23 protein-coding genes are annotated in these 24,749 nt (G+C 61.0%); 16 read left to right on the top strand and 7 right to left on the bottom strand.

The annotated features are described in order from the left end of the window. Positions 1-113: 113 nt before the first annotated feature. Both AC3Y64_RS24870 and AC3Y64_RS24865 read right to left on the bottom strand, forming a co-directional pair. Positions 114-767, bottom strand: coding sequence for a class I SAM-dependent methyltransferase (locus tag AC3Y64_RS24870; RefSeq protein WP_489985583.1), 654 nt, complete (start codon positions 765-767; stop codon positions 114-116). After that, complete coding sequence (locus tag AC3Y64_RS24865) at positions 764-1,228, bottom strand: YbaY family lipoprotein (RefSeq protein ID WP_158956861.1); 465 nt, start codon at positions 1,226-1,228, stop codon at positions 764-766. The genes AC3Y64_RS24870 and AC3Y64_RS24865 overlap by 4 nt, the downstream gene beginning before the upstream one ends. Before the next feature lie 128 nt (positions 1,229-1,356). On the opposite strand from AC3Y64_RS24865, the gene nrdR reads away from it, so the two are divergent. The 12 genes from nrdR (at position 1,357) to AC3Y64_RS24805 (ending at position 10,186) form a co-directional block, all read left to right on the top strand. Then, entirely contained in the window at positions 1,357-1,821 is a 465-nt protein-coding gene (gene nrdR, locus AC3Y64_RS24860) for a transcriptional regulator NrdR (RefSeq protein ID WP_007910946.1), read from the top strand. Continuing rightward, positions 1,818-2,951 carry a bifunctional diaminohydroxyphosphoribosylaminopyrimidine deaminase/5-amino-6-(5-phosphoribosylamino)uracil reductase RibD gene (gene ribD, locus AC3Y64_RS24855; protein ID WP_489985582.1) on the top strand — a complete coding sequence of 378 codons (1,134 nt, stop codon included), beginning with the start codon at positions 1,818-1,820 and terminating at the stop codon, positions 2,949-2,951. Before nrdR ends, ribD begins: the two co-directional genes overlap by 4 nt. A gap of 47 nt (positions 2,952-2,998) precedes the next feature. Next, positions 2,999-3,664 (top strand): riboflavin synthase, encoded by a 666-nt coding sequence (locus AC3Y64_RS24850; protein ID WP_158956857.1) that lies wholly within the window; start codon positions 2,999-3,001, stop codon positions 3,662-3,664. Positions 3,665-3,696: 32 nt separating this feature from the next. Beyond that, entirely contained in the window at positions 3,697-4,788 is a 1,092-nt protein-coding gene (ribBA, locus tag AC3Y64_RS24845; protein ID WP_489985581.1) for a bifunctional 3,4-dihydroxy-2-butanone-4-phosphate synthase/GTP cyclohydrolase II, read from the top strand. A 91-nt stretch (positions 4,789-4,879) separates the two neighbouring features. Then, positions 4,880-5,356 carry a 6,7-dimethyl-8-ribityllumazine synthase gene (ribH, locus tag AC3Y64_RS24840; protein WP_003228649.1) on the top strand — a complete coding sequence of 159 codons (477 nt, stop codon included), beginning with the start codon at positions 4,880-4,882 and terminating at the stop codon, positions 5,354-5,356. Continuing rightward, complete coding sequence (gene nusB / locus AC3Y64_RS24835; RefSeq protein ID WP_489985580.1) at positions 5,353-5,853, top strand: transcription antitermination factor NusB; 501 nt, start codon at positions 5,353-5,355, stop codon at positions 5,851-5,853. The genes ribH and nusB overlap by 4 nt, the downstream gene beginning before the upstream one ends. Positions 5,854-5,871: 18 nt before the next feature. Next, positions 5,872-6,837 carry a thiamine-phosphate kinase gene (gene thiL, locus AC3Y64_RS24830; RefSeq protein WP_489985579.1) on the top strand — a complete coding sequence of 322 codons (966 nt, stop codon included), beginning with the start codon at positions 5,872-5,874 and terminating at the stop codon, positions 6,835-6,837. Continuing rightward, on the top strand, positions 6,834-7,337 hold the full coding sequence (locus AC3Y64_RS24825; RefSeq protein WP_007910933.1) for a phosphatidylglycerophosphatase A family protein: 504 nt from the start codon (positions 6,834-6,836) through the stop codon (positions 7,335-7,337). Before thiL ends, AC3Y64_RS24825 begins: the two co-directional genes overlap by 4 nt. Positions 7,338-7,374: 37 nt before the next feature. Beyond that, positions 7,375-8,112, top strand: a complete 738-nt coding sequence (locus AC3Y64_RS24820) for a substrate-binding periplasmic protein (RefSeq protein ID WP_489985578.1) — start codon at positions 7,375-7,377, stop codon at positions 8,110-8,112. A 240-nt stretch (positions 8,113-8,352) separates the two neighbouring features. Further along, the gene (gene ribA / locus AC3Y64_RS24815; RefSeq protein WP_016984117.1) at positions 8,353-8,970 is read left to right on the top strand and encodes a GTP cyclohydrolase II; all 618 of its coding nucleotides are present in this window, start codon (positions 8,353-8,355) and stop codon (positions 8,968-8,970) included. Then, a complete protein-coding gene (locus AC3Y64_RS24810; protein WP_489985577.1) occupies positions 8,967-9,386 on the top strand; it encodes an MFS transporter in 420 nt (139 codons plus the stop codon). The genes ribA and AC3Y64_RS24810 overlap by 4 nt, the downstream gene beginning before the upstream one ends. Next, positions 9,386-10,186 (top strand): cobalamin-binding protein, encoded by an 801-nt coding sequence (locus AC3Y64_RS24805; RefSeq protein WP_489985576.1) that lies wholly within the window; start codon positions 9,386-9,388, stop codon positions 10,184-10,186. The genes AC3Y64_RS24810 and AC3Y64_RS24805 overlap by 1 nt, the downstream gene beginning before the upstream one ends. Positions 10,187-10,300: 114 nt before the next feature. Here the strand turns inward: AC3Y64_RS24805 and AC3Y64_RS24800 are convergent, their stop codons facing one another. From AC3Y64_RS24800 to AC3Y64_RS24780, 5 genes are all read right to left on the bottom strand, one after another. Beyond that, complete coding sequence (locus tag AC3Y64_RS24800; protein WP_489985575.1) at positions 10,301-12,187, bottom strand: TonB-dependent receptor domain-containing protein; 1,887 nt, start codon at positions 12,185-12,187, stop codon at positions 10,301-10,303. A 163-nt stretch (positions 12,188-12,350) separates the two neighbouring features. After that, a complete protein-coding gene (dxs, locus tag AC3Y64_RS24795; protein ID WP_489985574.1) occupies positions 12,351-14,249 on the bottom strand; it encodes a 1-deoxy-D-xylulose-5-phosphate synthase in 1,899 nt (632 codons plus the stop codon). Positions 14,250-14,340: 91 nt separating this feature from the next. Continuing rightward, positions 14,341-15,228 carry a (2E,6E)-farnesyl diphosphate synthase gene (gene ispA / locus AC3Y64_RS24790; RefSeq protein WP_489985573.1) on the bottom strand — a complete coding sequence of 296 codons (888 nt, stop codon included), beginning with the start codon at positions 15,226-15,228 and terminating at the stop codon, positions 14,341-14,343. Beyond that, positions 15,225-15,467: an exodeoxyribonuclease VII small subunit gene (locus tag AC3Y64_RS24785; protein WP_003228627.1), complete on the bottom strand. Its 243-nt coding sequence runs from the start codon at positions 15,465-15,467 to the stop codon at positions 15,225-15,227. The genes ispA and AC3Y64_RS24785 overlap by 4 nt, the downstream gene beginning before the upstream one ends. 112 nt (positions 15,468-15,579) lie before the next feature. Next, complete coding sequence (locus AC3Y64_RS24780; RefSeq protein WP_489985572.1) at positions 15,580-16,725, bottom strand: Fic family protein; 1,146 nt, start codon at positions 16,723-16,725, stop codon at positions 15,580-15,582. Between the two features lie 278 nt (positions 16,726-17,003). Here AC3Y64_RS24780 and AC3Y64_RS24775 point away from each other — a divergent pair, with 278 nt between their 5' ends. Genes AC3Y64_RS24775 through AC3Y64_RS24760 form a run of 4 tightly spaced genes read left to right on the top strand, consistent with a single transcriptional unit; the run spans position 17,004 to position 24,749 of the window. After that, the gene (locus AC3Y64_RS24775; RefSeq protein ID WP_158956841.1) at positions 17,004-17,795 is read left to right on the top strand and encodes a YfaP family protein; all 792 of its coding nucleotides are present in this window, start codon (positions 17,004-17,006) and stop codon (positions 17,793-17,795) included. Between the two features lie 35 nt (positions 17,796-17,830). Further along, on the top strand, positions 17,831-19,543 hold the full coding sequence (locus AC3Y64_RS24770; protein WP_489985571.1) for a DUF2138 domain-containing protein: 1,713 nt from the start codon (positions 17,831-17,833) through the stop codon (positions 19,541-19,543). Continuing rightward, positions 19,528-20,178: a DUF1175 domain-containing protein gene (locus AC3Y64_RS24765; RefSeq protein ID WP_095188489.1), complete on the top strand. Its 651-nt coding sequence runs from the start codon at positions 19,528-19,530 to the stop codon at positions 20,176-20,178. The genes AC3Y64_RS24770 and AC3Y64_RS24765 overlap by 16 nt, the downstream gene beginning before the upstream one ends. Next, positions 20,175-24,749 carry an alpha-2-macroglobulin family protein gene (locus tag AC3Y64_RS24760; RefSeq protein ID WP_489985570.1) on the top strand — a complete coding sequence of 1,525 codons (4,575 nt, stop codon included), beginning with the start codon at positions 20,175-20,177 and terminating at the stop codon, positions 24,747-24,749. Before AC3Y64_RS24765 ends, AC3Y64_RS24760 begins: the two co-directional genes overlap by 4 nt.

Genomic DNA, 24,749 nt, shown 5'->3' with positions numbered 1-24,749 from the left:
GCTAGTCAGCACGCCATCGCTGGCAAGCCAGCTCCCACAGTGTTCTGGGTCGTATACGAAATGTTGGTTCGACTCGGTCACTGTGGGAGCGGGCTTGCCCGCGAAGCTTTTAGCTAGCGCCGCGCATGGTAAAGGCTGACATGCCGAAATTCCTCAGGCTCCGCCAGATCCGGCAATGTCATCGCCTCAAGCATTTCAATGCGTTCATACAACGGATGGCGAAAATCCCGCACCCGCGAATCCGCCACCAACGCTTCTCGCCCACGGCTTAAAAACGCATCGAGCAAGGGCAGATTCGCCCGGTCATACAACACATCCGCCACCAGAATCAGATCGAACCGATCGGCCTCGGCAAAGAAATCCGTCGAATAGCTCATCTCGACATTATTCAGCGCGGCATTCGCCCTGCACGCGGAAATCGCCAGTGGATCGAGATCGCAGGCCACCACTTCCAGCGCTCCGGCCTTCACCGCTGCGATCCCGGCAATCCCCGAACCGGCACCGAAATCCAACACGCGTTTACCCCGCACCCACTCGGGAAACTCCGCCAGATAGCGCGCCACCGCCAGACCGCTGGCCCAGCAGAAGCCCCAATAGGGTGGCTCGTGCAGAATTCGCTGGATTTCGTCCTGACTGAATTGGCGATCCATGTTGTCGCCATCGATCAGCCACAGCCGCAAATCGGTATCCGGCAACGCACAGACCTTGAGTCTGGCGTCGCCAAGCAGTTCACCTAACGTTTGTTGCAGGTCGAGCGGTGCATTCATGGTGCTTTGACAAATTGCAGCTGGCCCAGCGCCTGGGTGGTCGGCTGGGTGATGGTCTGCGACGGCAGATGCAGGATCAACTGGCCAGACTGGCTGGCGCGGCCGCGCAACTCAACCCGCGCACCGGCCGGGAACGCGTCGGGGTTGAAGCGTAGGCGGAACGGCAGGATCTGGTTGTTGCCGATCAGACTGGAACTGGCGAGCAATTGCTGCGGGCGATCCTTTGCATCGATCACCAGCAGCGCCAGTTCGACTTCGGCACCGGCCGGCACGCCTTGCAGGGTGCCGCTCAGCTCGCGTTGATAGGCCGGCAGCGGGCCAAGCTCGGCGGCCTCTTTGGCTTTTTTCTGCGCCTGTTGTGGCGCAGGGCCGGGCGTTGGTGGCTGAGGCTTGGGCGCATCGCTGCCACAGGCCACCAGCAGGCTGAAAAGACTGAGCAAAACGAGCGGACGTAACGGCATTGGATGCTCCAGCAAAATGAAATCCATGGATCAAACGATCATGCCGTTCTGTATACCGCAAACCCTATGGCTTGTCTTGCCACCGGGATGCGCTACCATGGCCCTCCCTTTTTTTGTTGCCAGCCACCATGCACTGTCCCTTCTGCGGTGCCAACGACACCAAGGTCATCGACTCGCGTCTGGTCGCCGAGGGCGAACAGGTGCGCCGCCGGCGTGAATGCCTGGCCTGCGGCGAGCGTTTCACGACGTTCGAGACGGCCGAACTGGTGTTGCCGCGCCTGATCAAAACCGACGGCAGCCGCCAACCGTTCGACGAAGAAAAACTCCGCGCCGGCATGCAACGCGCGCTGGAGAAACGTCCGGTAAGCGTCGAGCGCCTCGAATCCTCTCTGGTTCACATCAAGCACAAGCTGCGCGCCACCGGCGAGCGCGAGGTCAAATCTCTCGTGGTCGGCGAACTGGTCATGGCTGAATTGCAGAAGCTTGATGAAGTCGCCTACATCCGCTTCGCTTCGGTGTACAAGCGCTTCCAGGACCTCAACGAATTCCGCGAAGAAATCGACCGCCTCGCCCGCGAACCGGTGAAAGAATGACCACCGTCGCCGAGCAGGCCATTCTCGACGCCCACTTCATGGCCCGCGCGCTGGAACTGGCGCGCAAAGGCCACTACACCACCCATCCCAATCCCCGGGTTGGCTGCGTAGTGGTACGCGACGGGCAGATTGTCGGCGAAGGCTGGCATGAACGCGCCGGCGAACCGCACGCTGAAGTCCATGCGCTGCGCGCTGCCGGTGAACTCGCCCGAGGCGCGACCGCTTATGTGACCCTCGAACCGTGCAGCCACCATGGCCGCACACCGCCGTGCGCCGATGCACTGGTGAATGCCGGTGTCGGTCGAGTGGTCGCAGCGATGCGTGATCCGAATCCGCAAGTCGCCGGGCGTGGCTTGCAGCGTCTGGCTGATGCCGGCATCGCCACCGAAAGTGGTGTGCTGGAAGCGGAAGCGCGCAAGCTCAATCAAGGTTTTCTGAAGCGCATGGAACACGGCTTGCCATTCGTGCGGGTCAAGTTGGCCATGAGCCTCGACGGGCGCACGGCAATGGAAAACGGCGAGAGCCAATGGATTACCGGCCCGGCTGCGCGGTCGGCGGTGCAGCGTTTGCGCGCTCAGGCCGCCGTGGTGCTGACCGGTGCTGACACCGTACTGGCCGATGGCGCGCGGTTGACTGTTCGTGCTGACGAACTCGGTCTGGACAGCGAGCAAACCGCGCTGGCCATGAGCCGTCCGCCGTTGCGCGTGCTGATCGACGGGCGCCTGCGCGTGCCGCTCGATGCACCGTTCTTCAAGGCTGGCCCGGCGTTGGTCGCCACGTGTGTCGCGATCGAAGAGCAATACGCCCACGGCCCGGAATGCCTGATCGTGCCGGGTGATGACGGTCAGGTCGACCTGCATCAATTGCTGATCGAACTGGCTGGCCGTGGCGTCAACGAGGTGCTGGTCGAGGCCGGGCCGCGATTGGCCGGCGCTTTTGCTCAGCTCGGTCTGGTCGACGAGTTCGTGATCTTCATCGCCGGCAAGTTCCTCGGCTCCACGGCGCGTCCATTGCTGGACTGGCCGCTGGCCCATATGAAGGATGCCCCGCAGCTGAAAATCACTGAAATTCGTGCGGTAGGTGATGACTGGCGAGTCACTGCCATCCCTGTGCCACCGGCGAGCGTATAATTCCCGGCCATCGTTATTACGCTGGCTTAGTTCTCAAGGAGAACCCCATGTTTACCGGCATCATCGAATCCATCGGCAGTATCCGCGCACTGACCCCAAAGGGCGGTGATGTGCGGGTGCATGTTGCCACCGGCAAGCTCGACCTGAGCGACGTCAAACTCGGCGACAGCATCGCGGTCAACGGCGTCTGCCTGACGGCGGTTGAGCTGCCGGGCGACGGCTTCGCTGCCGACGTCAGCCGCGAAACCCTCGACTGCACCGCCATGAATGATCTGAAAAGCGGCAGCCCGGTCAATCTGGAAAAAGCCCTGACCCCGACCACTCGTCTCGGCGGGCATCTGGTCAGCGGCCACGTCGACGGCGTCGGCGAAATCGTCTCGCGCAGCGACAATGCTCGCGCCGTGGAATTTCGCATCCGCGCGCCGAAGGAACTGGCCAAGTACATCGCCCATAAAGGCTCGATCACCGTCGACGGCACCAGCCTGACCGTGAACGAAGTCGATGGCGCCGAGTTCATGCTGACGATCATTCCGCACACGCTGAGCGAAACCATCATGGCGTCGTACAAGCCAGGTCGCCGGGTGAATCTGGAAGTCGATTTGCTGGCGCGTTATCTGGAACGTCTGCTTTTGGGCGACAAAGCCGCAGAGTCGGCATCCGGCGGCACCATCACCGAAAGCTTTCTGGCCCAAAACGGCTACCTCAAATCCTGAAGCTCTAAATTTCGAAAGAAGGGGGGTGCCTTGTGGCGCTCAATAGCATCGAAGAACTGGTTGAAGACATCCGCCAAGGCAAGATGGTCATCCTCATGGATGACGAAGACCGCGAGAACGAAGGCGACCTGATCATGGCCGCCGAATGCTGCCAGGCCGAACACATCAACTTCATGGCCAAGCACGCCCGTGGCCTGATCTGCATGCCGATGAGCCGCGAGCGCTGCGAACTGTTGAAGCTGCCACTGATGGCGCCGCGCAACGGTTCCGGTTTCGGCACCAAGTTCACTGTCTCGATCGAAGCGGCCGAAGGCGTGACCACTGGCATCTCCGCTGCCGACCGTGCGCGCACCGTACAAGCGGCGGCGGCCAAAGATGCCAAGGCTGAAGACATCGTCAGCCCGGGCCACATCTTCCCGCTGATGGCTCAGGCCGGCGGCACCCTCGCTCGCGCCGGTCACACCGAAGCCGCCTGCGACCTCGCGCGCATGGCCGGTTTCGAACCGAGCGGCGTGATCTGCGAAGTGATGAACGACGACGGCACCATGTCCCGTCGCGCCGAACTGGAAGCGTTCGCCGCTGAACACAACATCAAGATCGGCACCATCGCCGACCTGATTCACTACCGGATGATCCACGAACGTACCGTTCAGCGGATTGCCGAGCAGCCACTGGACAGCGAACTGGGCCAATTCAACCTGGTGACCTATCGTGATTCGGTGGAAGGCGATGTGCACATGGCGCTGACCCTGGGCACTGTTTGCGCTGATGAGCCAACGCTGGTTCGCGTGCACAACATGGATCCGCTGCGCGACCTGTTGATGGTCAAACAACCGGGCCGCTGGAGCCTGCGTGCCGCCATGGCTGCGGTTGCCGAGGCCGGCAGCGGTGTGGTGCTGTTGCTCGGTCACCCGCTCGACGGCGACGTGCTGCTGGCGCACATCCGTGAAACCGGTGATCAGCCAGCACCGAAAAAACCGACCACCTACAGCATCGTCGGTGCCGGTTCGCAGATCCTGCGTGACCTCGGTGTGCGCAAAATGCGCCTGATGTCGGCGCCAATGAAATTTAATGCGATATCCGGTTTCGATCTGGAAGTTGTAGAATACGTGCCCTCCGAATAATGACCGGTCGTTTCCGGACTCCGATTCGCGGCAAATAAATCACTGAGGGACGCGTAGCAGACGCGTCCCGGCTCTTTAAGAGATCTGACGAATGACCCTGAAGACCATCGAAGGTACCTTCATCGCCCCTAAAGGCCGCTACGCTCTGGTAGTGGGCCGCTTCAACAGCTTCGTGGTTGAAAGCCTGGTCAGCGGTGCAGTTGATGCCCTGGTTCGCCACGGCGTGAGCGAAAGCGACATCACCATCATCCGCGCACCTGGCGCCTTCGAAATCCCGCTGGTTGCGCAGAAAGTCGCGCAGAAAGGCGAGTTCGCAGCCATCATCGCGCTGGGCGCAGTCATTCGTGGCGGCACCCCGCACTTCGAATACGTGGCCGGCGAATGCACCAAGGGTCTGGCCCAGGTGTCCATGGAGTTCGGCGTGCCGGTCGCTTTCGGCGTCCTGACCGTTGATTCCATCGAGCAAGCCATCGAACGTTCCGGCACCAAGGCCGGTAACAAAGGTGCCGAAGCTGCCCTGTCCGCTCTGGAAATGGTCAGCCTGCTGGCGCAGTTGGAGGCCAAGTGATTACCGACGATAGCGATCGTTTCAACCCGCGCGATCCGAAACCTGCGGATGCCGGCAAGCCCTCGAAAAGCGTCAAGCGTCGCGAAGCCCGTCAGCTCGCGACTCAAGCGCTGTACCAGTGGCACATGGCCAAGCAATCGCTGAACGAGATCGAAGCGCAGTTCCGCGTTGATAACGATTTCACCGATGTCGATGGTGCTTACTTCCGCGAAATCCTCCACGGGGTTCCGCAGTTCAAGACCGAAATCGACAACGCCCTGTCGCCTTGCCTGGATCTGGCGATTGAAGAGCTGGACCCGGTTGAACTGGCGGTTCTGCGCCTATCCACCTGGGAACTGCTCAAGCGCGTCGACGTGCCGTACCGCGTTGTGATCAACGAAGGTATCGAACTGACGAAAGTCTTCGGTTCGACCGACGGCCACAAGTTCGTCAACGGTGTGCTCGACAAGCTGGCCCCGCGCCTGCGTGAAGCTGAAGTGAAGGCGTTCAAGCGCTGATCAGCGCTTGATATCGCAATGGGCGAGTTCGAGCTGATCCGAAACTTCTTCGCCGCCGCGCCTTGTGCGCAGGGCGGCGAAGGCGTTGCCCTCGGGATTGGCGACGACTGCGCCTTGCTCGCTGTTCCTCCCGGGGAACAGTTGGCGATTTCCACCGATACGCTGGTGGCCGGTGTGCATTTCGCCGACCCCTGCGATCCGTTTCTGCTCGGTCAGCGCTCGCTGGCTGTTGCGGTCAGCGATCTGGCCGCCATGGGCGCCACGCCCGTTGCCTTTACCCTTGCCCTGACTGTGCCGACGGTGACCGCCGATTGGCTGCAAGCTTATGCCCGTGGTTTGAACCGCATGGCGCAGAGTTGCGGCGTGACCCTGGTGGGCGGCGATACCACGCGTGGGCCGTTGAGCCTGACCGTCACGGTGTTCGGTCGCGTGCCGGCGGGGCAGGCATTGACTCGTTGCGGTGCGCAGCCGGGCGATTTGCTGTGTGTCGGCGGTGAACTGGGCAATGCCGCCGGCGCCTTGCCGCTGGTGTTGGGTCAGCGTGACGCCGAATCGGCAATCGCCCAACCATTGCTTGATCATTATTGGTCACCACAACCGCAACTCGCCCTCGGTCAGGCTCTGCGCGGCAAGGCCACCTCGGCGCTGGACATCTCCGATGGCTTGCTCGCCGATTGTGGGCACATCGCGCTGGCCTCAAAGGTTCGGCTTGAGATTGAACGCGAGCGCGTACCGCTGTCGGATGCTTTAGTGGCGTTCCTCGGTCAACGCGGTGCCGAGCGTGCGGCGTTGAGCGGTGGCGATGATTACGTGTTGGCGTTCACGCTACCGTCCGTCGAGTTGCCGGCCTTGCTGGCCAATGGCTGGCCAATCCATGTGGTCGGTCGCGTGGCCGAAGGTCAGGGCGTGGTGCTGCTGGATCGCGAAGGCCATGACATCACCCCGCAAATCCGGGGCTATCAACATTTTCAGGAGACACCGTGACAGATCACCCGAAACAGGTTCCGGCCGAATTCGTTCCGCCGTCGGTCTGGCGCAATCCCTGGCATTTCCTTGCGTTCGGCTTCGGTTCCGGCACTCTGCCGAAAGCACCGGGCACGTGGGGCTCGTTAGTTGCGCTACCCTTTATCCCGTTGTGGCAGATGTTGCCCGACTGGGGTTACTGGCTGATGCTCGGAATCACCATGCTGTTCGGCTTCTGGCTGTGCGGCAAGGTGGCCGACGATCTGCGGGTACACGACCACGAAGGCATCGTCTGGGACGAAATGGTCGGGATGTGGATCACCCTCTGGCTGGTGCCGGAAGGCTGGTACTGGTTGCTCGCGGGTTTCCTGGTGTTCCGCTTCTTCGACATTCTCAAGCCGTGGCCGATTCGCTGGATCGACCGGCACGTTCACGGCGGCGTCGGCATCATGCTCGACGACGTGCTGGCCGGCGTGTTCGCCTGGCTGGCGATGCAGGGGCTGGTGTGGATTTTCGCCTGATTCCGAGGGAAATCAGGGTCAAGCAAGGGGACTAAGGATGGCTCGACGCTGGTTGGCGCTAGTGATGTTTGCTTTGCTGAGCACTGTTGCCAGTGCGCAGGAAGCTGCGCCGACGCCTGCGGTCATCCATCTGGCCAGCGAAGACTGGGAAGACTACACCGCCGCCGACGGCCACGGCCTCGGTTGGGACGTGTTGCGCAAGGTGTTCGAGCCCGCCGGGGTCAAGCTGGACATTCGCACCGTGCCGTACACCCGTTCGATCGGACTGGTGCAGTTGAAGGAAGTCGACGCGCTGGTCGGCTCCTATCGCGACGAAGCCGAGCAAGTCCTGTATCCGCACTGGAATTTCGATTCCGACCATATTTACGCACTGGGTCTGGCGAGCAACCCGTCGCCGACTCAGGCGACGCTGGGCAAGTATCGACTGGCCTGGGTGCGTGGCTACCGTTACGAAAACTACCTGCCGAACATCAAGCGCTACAACCAGATCGAGCGTCGTACCGGCATTCTGTCGATGCTCAAGCAGGGGCGCGCGGATTTTTACATCGATGCGCTGACCGAGATTGAGGCGGTGGTGAAAACGGCGGCGGATTCGACTCAATATCGCTATTCGCATCTGATCGAGTTGCCGCTGTACCTCGGCTTCGCCGACACCCCGCAAGCCCGGACGCTGATGGCGCTGTATGACCAGCGTATGGAGCAACTGGTGAAGAGCGGCGAGTTGAAACCGATTTTCGAGAAGTGGAAGCAGCCGTATCCGTTCGGCTCGCACTGACGCGGTTGCCCGGCTGATAAAGAACACTGTGGGAGCTGGCTTGCCAGCGATAGCGGTGGCTCAGTCACCAGAATGGCGGCAGATATACCGCCATCGCTGGCAAGCCAGCTCCCACAGGGGGCGCAGTTATCAAACTTTTTGATCGTTATGCCCGATAATTCAGCCTAAGCGTGTGCAGGAACCTGCTGTTACAATGCCCGCCTGCGAATTTTCAGACTCTTTTAGATCAGGAGCACACCGGTGCCTGTCGTCTTTGTCGCCGCTTCCAAGCTGCCAACACCCTTTGCGCAATTCACCATGCACGGTTTTCTCGATGAAGCCACCGGCCGCGAGCACGTCGTGCTGAGCCTGGGTGAAATTGCCGACGGTGCTCCGGTACTCGGCCGGTTGCACTCCGAATGCCTGACCGGCGATGCCTTGTTCAGCCAGCGCTGCGACTGCGGCTCGCAACTCGAAGGCGCTCTCAAGGCCATCGCCCGTGAAGGCCGTGGCGTGTTGCTGTACCTGCGTCAGGAAGGTCGCGGCATCGGCCTGCTGAACAAGATCCGTGCCTACGAATTGCAGGACGGCGGCGCCGACACCGTTGAAGCCAACGAACGTCTGGGTTTCGCCGCTGACCAGCGCGACTACGCCATGTGCCTGCCGATGCTTGAACATCTGGGCGTGAAATCTCTGCGCCTGATGACCAACAATCCGCGCAAGGTCAAGGCCTTGACCGACATGGGCATCACCGTCGCCGAGCGCGTGCCGTTGCACACTGGCCACAACCCGCACAACAAACTGTATCTGGCGACCAAGGCCAGCAAGCTCGACCACATGATGGGCAACGAGCATCAAGGTGAGGTTGATCGCGCGTGACCCGTGGTCAGGTGCGGCGCCGATTGTCGGTCGATTGGTGGAAATACCTGGTGCTGGCGCTGGTGCCGCTGTTCGTGCTCAACGCGCTGTTTGGTCAGGGCGAGGGGATTCTGCCGGTACTGGCAATGCCTTTTTTTATCGCCGGTGTGGCGTCGATGTTTGTCAGCCTGAAGTTTTTCAGTCGCTACAAACACGCATTGATCGCCACCCAAAAAGCCCTCGATACACCTGAAGAGCCGGCGGCGTGGATTGCTCTCGCAGCACGTCGCCGTAGCGCTTTCCTCGCGGCAGCGTTGCCAGCGTGGATCGGTGCGCTGGCGGTGTTTGTCGGCCTCGAAGCCGTGCCGCTGATGTTGCTGGCGCTGTCCACGGCGGTGCTGTTCTACCTCTACCGTATCCCGCGTCAACTCGGCTGATGCGCCGTCTGTGGCTGGCGCTAATGCTGCTGGCCGTCTCGGCTCCGGTGCTGGCCAGCCTGCGGGTGGTCAGCCTCGCACCGTCCCTTTCTGAAATCGTTGTCGAGCTGGATTCGGCTGACTTGCTGGTGGGCGTGCTGGATGCCGGCGAGCGTCCTGCCGAGATTGCCAACGTGGCCTCGGTGGGGCGTTACGGTCAACTCGACATGGAACAGTTGCTGAGCTTAAAGCCTGATTTGCTGTTGCTCTGGCCCGGCAGCGTCGGCCCGGCGCAGCGTGATCAGCTCAAGCGTCTGGGCATCCCGACCTTCGTCGCCGAACCGCATTCGCTCGAACAACTTGCTGCGCAGATCGAAGCCATTGCCGCGCAGTTGGGGCGTCCCGAGCGTGGAGTGAAACGTGCGGCAGCGTTGCGCGAACAACTCGCAGCGCTTCGCCAGCGGTATCGCCGGGATGCGCCGTTGCGGGTGTTCTACCAAGTGTGGGACAAGCCGCTTTACACCGTCGGTGGCGGGCAGATCATCAGTGATGCACTTGAGGTGTGCGGCGCGCGCAATGTCTTCGGCGATCTGAGTCTGCCGGCGCCGCAGGTGAGTATCGAGGCGGTGCTGCAGCGTGATCCGGAGGTGATTCTGGCGGGGGATCAGGCGCAACTCGATGCGTGGAAAACCTGGCCGCAGGTAGCGGCGGTGAAGCAGGGGAAATTACTGTTGGTCACCGATAAAGGCCTTGAACGCCCAAGCGGTCAGATGATCGACGCCACCGCCAAGCTCTGCCAATTGATCGCGCCGAACAGGTGATTCTGTAGGAGCTGCCGAAGGCTGCGATCTTTTGACTTTGTTATCTGACTGAGTCGGAAACGCCGAAGATCAAGATCAAAAGATCGCAGCCTTCGGCAGCTCCTATAGGGAATTTCAGTGGATTTCGGGAGTCCAGGTCACGCCAAACATCCACACCCGACCTTCCTCACGATAACCATACTGGCTGCCGTCATAGCTGTAGTTCGCCCGGCTGTAACCCTTGTCGAAGACGTTATCCACCTTCAGATCGAGCTTGATTTCACGGTTCAGCGCCCAACTGCTGCGCAAGCCGAACAGCGCATAGCCACCCAGCGGGTTTTCATTTTTCAGATCGTCATAACTGCTGCTCACAGCCTGCCAACTCGCACCGACGCCGATCTGGCCAAACTGCCGATCCAGATCCCAACTCAGCGTACGCCGTGCACGCCGCGCCAGGGTGTGGCCGCTGTCGCGATCACGCGGATCAATGATCGCTACGCCCAGATTGCTCTGCCAGCCGAACAGTTCCTGCTTCAGCGCTGCTTCAAAGCCGTTGATTCGTGCTGAAGCGACGTTTTCCGGACGTGAATTGCTGCCGAAGATAATTGCGTCCTCCAGATCCGTCCGATAAATCGATGCTTCGAGACGGCTGCTATCGGTCAACTGGCTGCGCCATTGCAACTCGTAGCTTTTCGACGTTTCCGGCTTCAGATCCGGGTTGCTGAAATCCGGGTAGTACAGGTCGTTGAAGGTCGGTGCGCGGAAGCCTTCGCTATAACTCAGCAGCAGATCGTTGTCCGGATTCAGCGGCAGGGTGAACGTGCCGCTCCAGGTGTTCTGGCTGCCGAACTGCTGGTTGTCGTCGTGACGCAGTCCGAGTTCGGTGGAGAAGCTGTCGGCCTGATAACGATGCTGGATGAACGCGGCGCGGTTCCAGCGGCTGTCCTCGTCGAACGCGGTGCTGCTGTTGACCCGGTCTTCGTACCAGTCGCCGCCGAGGATAAGGCTATTGCGCGTATCCAGGGTCAAATCGTTCTGCCAGTTCACCGAGTCGCGGTAGGTGTTGAATACCGTGCGTTCGTCGCTGAGTTTGTCGAAGGTCTTCTCGCGGTTTTCGGTGTGGCCGAATTCGACGCGGGTTTTCCAGGTTTCGTTGACCCGTGCGTCGACGTAACTGCTGACGCTGCTGACGTTGAAATCGCTGTAGGGCTGCTGCTGCACCGACTCGAACGTGGTCATGTCGAAGCGGCCGAACGGGTTGTCGAACTCGCTCTTGCCCCGGTTATCCAGGAGGTTGGCGCCGACCTCGATGTCATCAGTCAGCGCATGGCTGAGGCTCAGGCTGACGGATTTATTGCGGTAGGCATCGTGATCGCTGTCGCTGGGGTACGACTCGTGAGTGCGGTCGATCCCGGCGGTTTCATCCAGGCTCGCACCAAGATTGAAGCGGGTTTTATCGTCTCCCCCGGACAGCCCTAGGCTGCGCTCCCAGGTCTGGTTGCTGCCGAACCCGACGTGCATCCGCGGCAGCAAACCCTGTTCGCTGCCACGGCGGGTGAAGATCTGAATCACCCCGCCAATTGCATCGCTGCCGTAAATCACCGAGCGCGAACCGCGCAAGACTTCCACGCGCTCGATCTGTTCAATGTTCAGGTGCTGCAGATTGCTGTCGCCCGAGGTCGAGTTGCCGATGCGCTGGCCATCGACCAGCACCAGGCTCTGCGCCGACTGCGTGCCGCGAATGTAGATCCCCGGCAGACTGCCGCGCCCGCCGGTCTGTGCCACTTGCACGCCGGGTACACGACGGAGCAAGTCCGGCACGTCGCTCGGTTGCAGGCGATCAATGTCTTCGCGAGTGAACACAGTGTTGGCGGCGCTGCTGTCGTTGCGCGCTTCGACCTGACGGTTGGCGGAGATTAGAACGTCAGGCAGCTTCAGCGCTTGGTCGCGTTCGAAGGTCTCGGCGAAGGCGTTAGCCGATGGCAGCAGGAGGAAGGGCAGGGCGAGGCGCGAGAGGTTCATGGCAATCCATCGGGGAATATCGGGTGTACGCAAATATCGGGTTTCCACAAAACACTGTGGGAGCGGGCTTGCCCGCGAAGAGGTCGGTACATCCAACATCAATGTTGATTGTGCCGACGCCTTCGCGGGCAAGCCCGCTCCCACAGTGATTGTGTGTAGCGGATCAGCGGTTGAGCAATTCCAGACGCTGACGAATCGACGCTTCGATCCCGGCCTCATCCAGCCCGCATTCCGCCAGCATCTGCGCCGGTTTTGCGTGCTCGACGTAAACATCCGGCAAGCCCAGATGCAGCATCGACTTGAGGATGTTTTCCCGTGCGAGGAACTCGCTGACCGCGCCCCCGGCGCCGCCCATGATCGCATTCTCTTCGATGGTCACCAGCAACTCGTGGCTGCCGGCAATCTCGCGCACCAGTGCTTCATCCAGTGGTTTGACGAAACGCATGTCGACCACGGTGGCATCCAGCTTCTCGGCGACTTTCAGCGCTTCGGCCAGTTGCACGCCGAACACCAGCAGGGCGACTTTGCTGCCCTGACGACGGACGATGCCCTTGCCGATTTCGATCGGCTCGAGATCTTTGTCGATGGTCGCATTCGGGCCGTTGCCGCGTGGATAACGCACCGCCGCCGGGCCGTTGTACAGGTGGCCGGTGGTGAGCATTTTGCGCAGTTCGTTTTCATCGCTAGGGGTCATGATGACCATGCCTGGGATGCAGCGCAGGTACGACAGGTCGAAGCTGCCGGCGTGGGTCGGGCCGTCTTCGCCAACCAGGCCGGCGCGGTCGATGGCGAACAGCACGTCGAGGTTCTGCACCGCAACGTCATGCACCAACTGGTCGTAACCACGCTGCAGGAACGTCGAGTAGATCGCCACCACCGGTTTTGCGCCTTCGCAGGCCATGCCGGCAGCGAACGTCACCGCGTGTTGCTCGGCAATCGCCACGTCGAAGTAGCGCAGCGGGAAGCGTTCGCTGAACGCGACCAGGTCCGAGCCTTCCTTCATCGCCGGAGTAATCCCGACCAGACGCGGGTCAGCAGCCGCCATATCGCACAGCCACTCGCCGAACACTGCCGAGTACTTCGGTCCACCGGCCTTTTTCGGCGCGGCGGCCGGAGCGTCTACGGGTTCGAGCTTGGTGATGGCGTGATAACCGATCGGGTCGACTTCCGCCGGGGCGAAGCCTTTGCCTTTCTTGGTGACGATGTGCAGGAACTGCGGGCCTTTCAGATCACGCATGTTGCGCAGCGTGGCGATCAGGGTCGGCAGGTCGTGGCCGTCGATTGGACCGATGTAATTCCAGCCCAGCTCTTCGAACAGGGTGCCGGGGACCAGCATGCCTTTGGCGTATTCTTCGGTGCGGCGGGCGATTTCCCAGGCGCCGGGCAGGCGCGACAGGACTTTCTTGCTGCCCTCACGCATGCTCGCGTAAGTGCGGCTGGATAGGATCTTCGCCAGATAATTCGACAGACCGCCGACGTTGCGCGAGATCGACATGTCGTTGTCGTTGAGGATCACCAGCATGTTGGCGTTGACTTCCGGCGCATGGTTCAGCGCCTCGAAGGCCATGCCGGCGGTCAATGCGCCGTCGCCGATCACGGCAATCGCCTTGCGATCACTGTTCTGCAGGCGGGCGGCAATGGCCATGCCCAGCGCGGCGCTGATCGAGGTGCTGGAGTGGCCGACGCCGAAGGTGTCGTACTCGCTCTCGGCACGACGCGGGAAAGCGGCAATGCCGTCCTTCTGGCGCAGGCTGCCCATGCGCTCGCGGCGACCGGTGAGGATCTTGTGCGGATACGCCTGATGACCGACGTCCCACAGCAGACGGTCGTCCGGTGTGTCGAAGACGTAATGCAACGCAATGGTCAGCTCGATCACGCCCAGGCCGGCACCGAAATGCCCACCGGTCTGGCCGACCGTGTAGAGCAGTTCCAGGCGCAACTCATCGGCCAGGGTTTCCAGCTCGGCTTCGCCTAACCGGCGCAGGCCGTCCGGCGTGTTCGCGCGGTCCAGCAGGGGCGTGGTCGGGCGCTTGCGGGGAATCTCATGAAACGTCGTGGGCATCAGGCGAATCGTTATAGGTATAGAAGATGCGGCAGTTTACCTGATGCATCGCCCCCTGCCCACGCGTTGGTTTTTTTTGGCGGATTCGCCGTCAGCTGCGGCGCTCGACGATATACCGGGCCAGCTCGCGCAAAGGCTCGGCCGCCGCGTCAAACGGTCGCAGGGCATGCAGGGCCTGATCACGCAGTTCCAGCGCGTAGGCTTTGGCGGCGTCGAGGCCGAGCAGCGCGGGGTAAGTTGGTTTGTCACGGGCGATGTCGGCGCCCTGGCGTTTGCCGAGGGTTTCGGTATCGCTTTCGACGTCGAGGATGTCGTCCTGCACCTGAAAGGCCAGACCGATGGCCCGTGCATACGTCTGCAAAGCCTTGAGTTCATCCTGCTCGGCACGGCCGCTGGCAAGGGCGCCAAGTTTGACGCTGACTTCGATCAGCGCGCCGGTTTTGTGCCGGTGCATCTGTTCGAGGGCTTGTTGATCGAGTTTGAGGCCGACCGAGCCAAGGTCGATGGCTTGACCGCCGACCATGCCCGCCGGGCCTGCCGCTTGGGCCAGCGCGGTGACCATTTGCAGGCGGATGTCACTGCTGCAATCGCTCAGGCGCGGGTCGAGCAGGGCGCTGAAGGCCAGACTCTGCAAACCGTCACCGGCAAGAATCGCGCAGGCTTCATCGAATTTTTTGTGGGTGGTTGGCTGGCCGCGACGCAGATCGTCATCGTCCATGGCCGGCAAATCGTCGTGAACCAGCGAGTAAGCGTGGATCAGCTCGACCGCGCAAGCTGCGCCATTGGCTTGCTCAGCCTTGCCGCCGAGGGCTTCGCACGCCGCGTAGGCCAGCAGCGGACGCACGCGTTTGCCACCGTTCATCACGCTGTAGCGCATGGCTTCGTACAGACGCGCCAGTTCCGGCAGCGGCGCGTTGAACAGGGTTTCCAGCGCCGCATTGACCCGGGCCTGGCTGGTCGCCGTATACGCTGCAATCATTCTGGCTGTTCCGCGTCGAAGGGTTCCTCGGCGAGTTCGCCATCGCGCTCGAGCAGCACTTGCACCTTCTGCTCGGCTTGCGCCAGCGCTGCCTGGCAGTCACGGGTCAGACCGATGCCCTGCTCGAAAGCGGTCAGCGAGTCTTCCAGCGACAATTCACCGTTCTCCAGACGCTCGACCAATGTTTGCAGGTCGGCGAGGGACTGTTCGAAATCCAGTGCAGCTTTTTTGCGGGCCATGGCGGCGATTTCCGGTTGACGTTAAACCGGCGCGACACTAGCAGATAGGGGGGTTATGGGCAAATGAGCGGGGAGGCCCGAAAGGATGGAAATGGCGTTGTCGTAGGTGAGATTAACGCGCAGCTCTGTCCGGATAATAGATCTGATAGCGTGTACTACGACCACCCCCCGGCAAGCGTTGCAGGCAACCTTTCTCCAGCAACTCTGCAAGATGTCGGGTCGCTGTGGCCTTCGACACTTTTGCTACCGCTTGATATTGGCTGGCGCTGATACCGTGCTCAAAACCCCGCTCACTGCCGTCGAGCAGGCGGTTAAGCACTTTGACCTGCTCCGCCGAAAGTTCAGACTCGCGGTGTGCCTGCCAGAAGCACGTCTTGCCCAGCACGCTTTCAATCCGGGTGATGGCTTGTTGCAGACTACGTAGCAACGTTTGCAAAAACCATGTGAGCCACTCTGTGATATCCAGTGTGGCTTTCTGGCTTGATTCCAGAATCCGATAGTAGCCAGAACGATCATCCAGAATGCTCGCCGACATGGCGTAGAAACGGATGGCTTGCGCTTCGCCCTGTGCCAGCGCCAGATCAGTGATGGTGCGGGTGAGGCGACCATTGCCATCGTCAAACGGATGCAAAGTGACAAACCAGAAATGGGCGATGCCCGCGCGTAGCATCGGGTCCAGTGCTGTCTGATGCTGGCTGGTCTCGAACCATTGGAGAAACTGCTCGAGCTGCAGTTCAAGACCTTGGCGTGGTGGGGCTTCGAAATGAATGGTCGGGCGATCAATGCGACCCGATACCACCTGCATTGGCTCATCACCGCGCAGCGCACCCACATGCATTGAGCGCGCACTAAGGCCAGCTTCTTGATCGGGAAACAGCCAGTGGTGCCATTCCAGCAAACGTTCCAGCGTCAACGGTTCGGCAAATCGTCGGGTGGCATCAAGCATCAGCTGCGCCAGACCTTCACTGCGTTGACTGACCTTATCGCCGTCGGTCAACTCCAGGCCCAAACGTCGCGCCAAGGACGACCGTACGGAGCCAACATTCAGTTGCTCACCTTCGATGGCCGAAGACGTCACGATATTCTGCAAAAGGGCATCCAGTTCGGTCTGAGCCCCCAAAGAGTCGCCTACTGAACCGGCCATACCCATCAACTGACCTTGTGCCTGTACACACTCGCGCAACAAAGATGTCAGGCGTTCTGCCTGCCAGTTGAAGTCGGGCCAGTCGGGCTGTTGCCAGATCCAGTGAGCTGCCATTTATTACCTGCCTTGAGTCCGTGAGCCGGATAGAAAAGCTATTCGGCTCATTTTGTGAGCCGAATATGACGTCTATTCGGCTCACCGTCCACCGGGTTGGCAAGATTCCTACAGCAAAAGCACATGTATCCGATTGTTAAAAAACCACCGAATGGCTAATCTTCGCGCCTTCTACGACCCGACAGTCACGGGTCTTTCAGACGAAACGCAGTTTCACCGCTGTGAAGTACCGAGGATCGGGTGCAAGGTTTCGTTTCAGGCATGGCAGGAGGCATCACATGCGTTCATTTCTTTTGCTGCTGATTGGTCTGGCTTTCGCGCCGGCGCTGCTGGCCGCGCCAAGCGCCGAGTTGTCGGAACCGGTGGGTGGCTGGCGCTATCACGGCTTGCTCGATCGCACTGAAAACCCGCAAGTCGCCTACCCGACGCCGCCGATCGATCGCGGCATCCAGCGCAATCGCACGATGATCCAGGGCCAGCTCAAGGCCATTGGGCATATGCGCCCGCCGCACAGTCTCGCCGTGAATGGCAATCCACTGAATCTGTACACCGACGACCAGGGCCGTTTCGCTCGGCCGTACGCGTTCGGCGCCGGCTCCAACAGCGTTGAAGTGATCAGCGCCGAGGGCCAGTCGCTCAAGCGCGTGCAATTTTATGAAGCAAATAACTTGCGCACGCCGGCGCGTATTCGTCTTGTCTTGGGCTGGGATGATCCGAAAGCCGAACTCGATCTGCACATTGTCACGCCTGACGGTCAGCATGCCTTCTGGGCGCAACCGGCACTGAGCAATGGCGGCGGCCTCGACCCGGATGGCGTCGATGGCCCAGGCCCGGAAATGTTCACCATGACCGCGCCGCTGCACGGCACCTATCTGGTTTACGTCAACTATTGGGGCAACTTCGGCAACGGCGGCTATAACTTCGAGGAGACCAGCAACCAGAACGAGGTGATCACCTCGCAGATCACGCTGGTGCTCAACGAAAACACCGTCGACGAAAAACGCGAAACGTTCATCGTGCCTCTGCGGGCGATCGGTGATCTGCTGCTGGTCAAGACGTTCAACTATTAAGTATTCCGCCACGGATGAGATCGGGTTTTTTGAAGATGAGCGATAACACTGTTACTTCGGCTGCCGACACGCCAGCGGCCAAACCTTCGCGGCGCTGGCCCTTGCTGCTGGCCGGGTTGTGCCTGGTGGTCGGGGTGGCGGGTGGATTTGGCTGGCTGCTGCTCAAGCCCAAGGCGCCGCCGGCGGAGCTGGCGAGTGACAAGCTTGGCTTGAGTCGCCCGGACGCGCTGCTCGAAACACGTTCCCTGAGCCAGTTGCCCAAAGACTTGCTGACCGTGCCGTTCCTCAAGGCCACGCTCACCGAAGATTTCGTCTTTTATTACGAAACCCACGCCGACCGCCTCGGCTTGATCGGCAGCCTGCGCCGAATCATCTATGAACATGACTTGAAGCTGCAGGACAGCCTGATCGAACAGCTTTTCGATCAGCCGGCCGATGTCGCGTTGTGGCGTGGCGCGGATGGTCGCTTGAAGGATTTTCTGCTGGTGATGGACCGTGGCGGTCTGGCGAAACTGCTCGAGCCATTAGCGAAAGTCGCGCTGGATGACACGCAGCTCAGCCAGATGGGCGAACTCAAAGTCGGCGGCGATTCTGTGCCGCTGTATCAGTTGACCTACAACGCCAGCAAAGCCCTGTTGTTCGCCTCCCACGGCGACAAACTGGTGGTGTTGTCGAACCCGGCCAAGTATTACGACCCGGAAAACGGCGCCTCCGAGGAGTCGGGTCACGTCTCCGCACAAGCGCTGGCGGCGCTACTCAACGGCGAAAAACTGTTCCCCGAAGCCTTTGGTCTGCCAGCGAAAACCCCGGAAACCAAACAGCGTTTGTCGGTCAATTCCAGTGTCCTCGCCATGGGCTATCAGCGCTTCATCCCGAACTTCGCCGGGCTGCGCTTCGACATGGACGACAAGGGCTGGCACAGCTATCTCGCCATGGACGAACTGGAAAACCAGCCGGATTTCGATTTCAAACCGGTCTGGCAAGCGATGCCGCTCGGCGCCAGTGCTTGCGTAACCCTGCCGGTCGCTGCCGAACCGCAAAAACCGCTGCTGGTGAAACTCGGCGCCGAAGACGCCGTGGCGCAGACTCTCACCGAGCACGTGGCCGGCGCGGCGGGGCTGTGCTGGTACGCGGATTCGCGCTTGTACACGCCGTTGCTGGTGGCCAGTCTGAAAGAAGAGGACAGCAGCAAACTCGACGGCGACCTCGGCAAGCTTTTCGGTTCGATGGTCGGTGCGTTCGAGTCCAATGTTGAAGAAAACGTGTTCCCGGTGGTCGAGAAGCAGGAAGGCCAGACCCACGTCTGGCAGCGTCAGGTCAGCTCCAACTTCGGCCCGTACGCGGCGAAGACTGCGGAAAACCCGGACGCAATCTCCGGCAGGGCCTTCATGAAAGTCAGCCTCGCCCGCCACGGCTCGACGCTGCTGTTTTCCCTCGACGACAAACTCGTCGACAAGGCTCTCGGCACCCTCGACAAACGCTTCCCACCGATGGCCGACGTGCTGCCTAAAGACGTGCTGATGCCGATCTATTTCGGCCCGGATTCGATGGCGCAACTGATGCAGCAGGAAACCCTCGACAGCCTGCCGCAGGATATGGAACCGGTGTTTTACAACGCCGCGCAAACCTATCTTATTCCGAAACTGCGTACCCTCGGCGGTTACGGCAAATATGCCCTGACCTTGCCCGAAGGCAGCGAGCCTGACGGTCACTGGCAGTGGCTGCCGCTGGAATGGAAAGCGCTGTGACGGCACTGATCCGCAGCCTTGGCTTGCTCGCGCTGTTGCTCAGTGCGGGCGCTCGCGCCATCGAAGCGCCAGCGCTGGATCCGGCGCAGTCTCAGGTGTTTCGCGCCTGGTTTGTGCGTATCGCCCAAGAGCAACTGAGCCAAGGCCCGAGCCCGCGCTGGTATCAGCAGGACTGTGCCGGGCTGGTGCGTTTCGCCGCCAACGAAGCGCTGAAAGTCCACGACGACAAATGGCTGCGCAGCAATGGCCTGTCCAATCGTTATCTGCCACCGGAGCTGTCGCTCAGCGATGACCAGCGCAAGCTTGCCCAGCAATGGCAGCAGGGCGGCGGCAAGGTCGGGCCGTATGTCAACGCGATCAAACTGATTCAGTTCAACAGCCACTTGGTCAGCCGCGACGTTTCGCAGGCGCGGCCCGGTGACTTGATGTTTTTCGATCAGGGCGACGACCAGCACCTGATGATCTGGATGGGCCGCTACATCGCCTATCACACCGGCACTACCACCCCGACTGACAACGGCATGCGATCGGCAAGCCTGCAGCAACTCATGACATGGAAGGACACCCGATGGATACCCGACGCAGCCAACCCCAACTTCATCGGCGTCTATCGACTGAACTTTCTCTCCCAATGACCGGTGCCCGCATGTTGCGACTCTGTTCCCGAATTCCATTGCTGCTGGCGCTGTTGCTGCCAATGGCCACCGTCAGCGCCGAAGATTCGGTCGAGCCGAGCGGCTATACGCCTGTGTCCGGCGAGAGCTTTTTCCTGTTGGCCGACAGCAGTTTCGCCAGTGATGAGCAGGCGATGGTGCGCCTCGAAGCGCCGGGCCGTGATTACCGCCGCTTCCGCATGGAACCGTACGGCGGCGCAGACATTCGCGTGTACCGCATCGACAAACCGCTGGATTTCCTCAAGCGTCAGAAGAATCTGCATCGCGTCGTCAGCGACGGTCAGTTCAAGGGTGAAGGTCTGTCCAACACCCTCGCGTACCTGTGGGACAACTGGTACCGCAAATCCCGCCGGGTGATGCAGCGTGCGTTCTCCTATGAATCGCGCAAACAAGTCACCGAAGAAGTGCCGGAACTGAAGATGGGTAACGCCATCGCCGCGCCGACACCGTACGACGCGCAGCCGCAATTCGCGCTGATTCCGGGTCTGCCGGTGGTCAGTCAGTTCCGTTATCCGTTGTGGCAGGCCAAGCCGATCCAGCCGCCGGAAGGGGTGAATCTGGCCGGCTCTTCCAGCGATTTCGTCAGCGTCGCGCCAGGCAATGTTTATATTCCGCTGGGCAATCTGAAACCGGGTCTGTATCTGGTCGAAGCGCTGATCGGCAAGTACCGCGCGACCACCATGGTGTTCGTCTCCAACACCGTCGCGGTAAGCAAAATTGCCGGCGATGAATTGCTGGTCTGGGCCGCGCGCAAACATGAAGGCAGTTCGGTGCCGAAGGTCAATGTGCTGTGGACGGATGGCCTCGGCGTGATGAGCAGTGGCGCGACTGATGCCGACGGTTTGCTGCGCCTGAAACACGTCAGTCCGGAGCGCTCGTTCGTGATCGGCGAGGACGAAGAGGGCGGCGTCTTTGTTTCTGAAAACTTCTATTACGACAGCGAAATCTACGACACCAAACTCTATGCATTCACTGACCGGCCGCTGTATCGCCCGGGCGATTGGGTGTCACTGAAAATCGTCGGTCGCGAGTTCAAGAATGCGCGGGATTCGGTGATGCCGGGCGCGGCAGATGTCACGGTCAGCGTGCTCGATGCCACTGGCACCGAGTTGCAGCACCTCGATCTGAAACTGGATTCGAAGGCCGGTACTCAGGGCCGCTTCCAGTTGCCGGACAACGCTGTGGCGGGCGGTTATGAGATTCGTTTCAACTACAAGGATCAGGCCTACAGCAGCGCTTTCCGGGTGGCCGAATACATCAAGCCGCACTTCGAAATCTCGCTGAACCTGGCCAAGCAGGATTACCGCACCGGCGAGCCGGTCAAGGGCAGTCTGGTGTTGCTCTATCCGGACGGCAAACCGGTGGCCAACGCCAAATTGACCCTGAGCCTGCGCGCCCAGCAACTGTCGATGGTCGACAACGAGCTGCAATACCTCGGGCAATTCCCGGTGGAACTGACCAGCACCGAACTGACTACCGACAGCAAAGGCAACGCGACCCTCGACTTGCCGGCGGCCGACAAACCGAGCCGCTACATGCTCACTGTGTTCGCCAGCGATGGCGCGGCGTATCGGGTCAAGACCACCAAGGAAATCCTCATCGACCGTGGTGCGGCGAGCTTCCGCTTGAGTGCGCCGCAACGCTTCAGCGCCGTTGGCGACAAAGTCGCGTTCAGCTACGCCAACGAGGGCGGCAGCGAGCAAAGCAAAGCGGTAACACCGAACACGTATGGCTGGGTGCGTCTGGAAGACCAAAGCACTGGCGAAGGAAAACTTGCGGCGACTGACAAAGGCTTCAGTATTGCCTTCGAACGTCCGGGTACCTACAACCTGACCTTGAAAGATCAACACGGCCGAGTACTCGGTGCCACCGGGCATTCGGTCACTGGCGACGGTGTTAAAGCGGTGCCGGGCACTGTGGAGATCGTCCTCGACAAGCCTGAGTACAAGGCTGGCGATGAAGCGCTGGCGCTGATCACGTTCCCGGAGCCCGTCAGCGATGCTCTGCTGTCGCTGGAGCGCGACAAAGTCGAAGCTACCGCGCTGCTGGCCAAGGGCGGCGACTGGCTGAAACTGGAAAAACTCAGCGACACCCAATACCGCGCGCGCATCCCGGTGAAGGACAACTTCGCGCCGAACCTGACCTTCTCGGTTTTGTACACCAAGGGCGGTCAGTACAGTTTCCAGAACGCCGGGATCAAAGTGGTCGCGCCGCAAATCGATGTGGCGATCAGCACCGACAAAGCGCTGTATCTGCCGGGCGACACCGTCACGGTTGACCTGACCACGCAGTTCGCCGGCAAAGCGGTTCCCGCGCATCTGACCGTCAGCGTTGTCGACGAAATGGTCTACGCACTGCAACCGGAAGTCGCGCCGAGCATCGACCAATTTTTCTATCACCCGCGCCGCAACAACGTGCGCACCAGTGCGAGCCTGTCGTTTATCAGTTACGACGTGGCGTTGCCGGGTAGCCCTGGCGCACCGGGCAAAGCCAACCGCAGCGAGCGCGGGGTGAAAGTGCTCGAGCGGCCACGTCGGGAAGACGTCGATACCGCCGCGTGGCAACCGGAGTTGTTGACCGGTGCCGACGGCAAAACCCGCTTCACCTTCAAGATGCCGGACTCGCTGACCCGCTGGCGCATCACCGCCCGCGCCATCGCCGATGACGGTCAGGTCGGGCAGAAGAAACAGTTCGTTCGTTCGGAAAAACCGCTGTACCTGAAGTGGAGCGGGCCGAGCAAATTCCGCAAGGGCGATCAGCCGCAACTCGGTGTGTTCGCCTTCAGCCAGGCCGAGAAACCGGTCAAGGCTGAACTGGTCACTCACTATGCTGGCGCCGAGCAACGCCTGCCGGTGACCCTCAACAACGGCATCAATTACCTGCCGCTGCCAGCATTCGCCCTCGCTTCCGGTGAGTGGACGGCGGAACTGGTGCAGGACGGCAAAACCGCCGACTCCCTCGCCGTGCGCCTGAGTGCGACCGGTGACGGCTGGCAAGTGATGCAGACGCAAAATCTCGATGTGGCCAGCGGCAATACCGCGCTGAGTCTGCCGGCCGACGCCACGGATATTCGCCTGCGTCTGGATGACAGTCCACAAGCGCTGTTCCGTTCGGCGCTCGATGATCTGCTCAGCTATCCGTACGGCGGCGTTGAACAGACCGCCAGCCGTTTGCTGCCGCTGAGCATTGCTTATCCGTCGCTGGCGTCGAACCCGCAGATTCGCGATCGCTTGCGCCTGATCATGCAGAACAGCCGTCTGCGGCTGGTGCAAATGGCCGGGCCGTCGGCGAGTTTCACTTGGTGGGGTTACGACGGTGAGCCGGATGCGTTCCTCACCGCTTACGCCTATTACGCCGACTTCAACGCCAGCCAAGTGCTGGAACTGAGCTTGCCGCCGGAGCACTGGCAGCGGGTGCTGGAGGTTTACGCCAAGCAGGCGCCGAACACGCCGCTGCTACAACGGGCGCTGATTCTGTCCTTTGCCAAACAGATGCATTTGCCGGTGAACACGCTGCTCAGCGGTTTGATGGAGGATCTGGCCAAGGCCGGTGAAGGCAATGCTGAAACCATGCTCGACGATGGCGAAGACAGTCTGGTGATGAGTGATCCGGATTCGGCGCTCGGTCTGGCAGCGGCGCGGGTGTTGACCGCAGCGCTGGCCACGCAGTCGAAAGTCGCTTTGCCTGATGCATTCAATCGTCAGGTGGGCGCTGCGCAACAGCGTCTGTCGGTCAGTTCGCAGCCATTTGTCGAAGCGCTGAATCTGTCGCTGCAAGCGTTCGATCAGGCGCGTTCGCAAGCGCTGCTGCAACGTCTGCTGCCACAGCAATCGACCCTCGAGCGCGCACTGGCGCTGACCTGGCTGCAACGCAGCATCGCCCAGGCTTCGCCGACCATCGCGTTGACGCCGGGTGAAGGCTGGAAGAAAAACTACGGTGCAACCGGTGAGATGTACTGGACGTGGCAGGGCCCGACGCCGGTGCCGAGTGTGTTGACGGTGTCCGGCACGCAAGAGCGTCCGCTGCGTGCAGCACTGAGCTTCCAGACCCAGCAGCCACCGGTCGATCCGATGGCCGTGACCATCACCCGTCGCCTTTCGCGACTGGTGCCGGGCGACGAAGCGTTCACCTTCAAACTGGAGCCGGTTGGCAGCAAGCCGTTGTCCAGCGATAGCCTGTATCTGGACGAAGTGATCCTCACCAGCAAAGCGCCGAAACCGTTGCGCTACGGCATGCTCGAAGTGCCGCTGCCACCGGGCGCGGATGTCGAGCGCACCACGTGGGGCATCAAGTTGCAGGGCAAGGACGGTACCGAACCGACCGCACTGGAGAAGGCGCGCTTCGAACCGGGGCAACTCGCTTACGCGGTGCCGGTGGATGCCCTGAGCGGCGAATTGCGTCTACGCCATCTGGTGCGTTTCTCGCAGAAAGGCCAGTTCAACCTGCCGCCAGTGCGCTTCACTCAGGTGTACGCGCCGCAGCATCAGGCTCAGGAAGCGAAAGCTGCTCTCGGTCAGGTCACGGTCAACTGA

It is taken from the genome of Pseudomonas sp. 4CAES_32.4, assembly GCF_058136335.1.
Note: the sequence above shows the minus strand (reverse complement) of the source record. Positions and strands in the feature narration are given on the sequence as shown.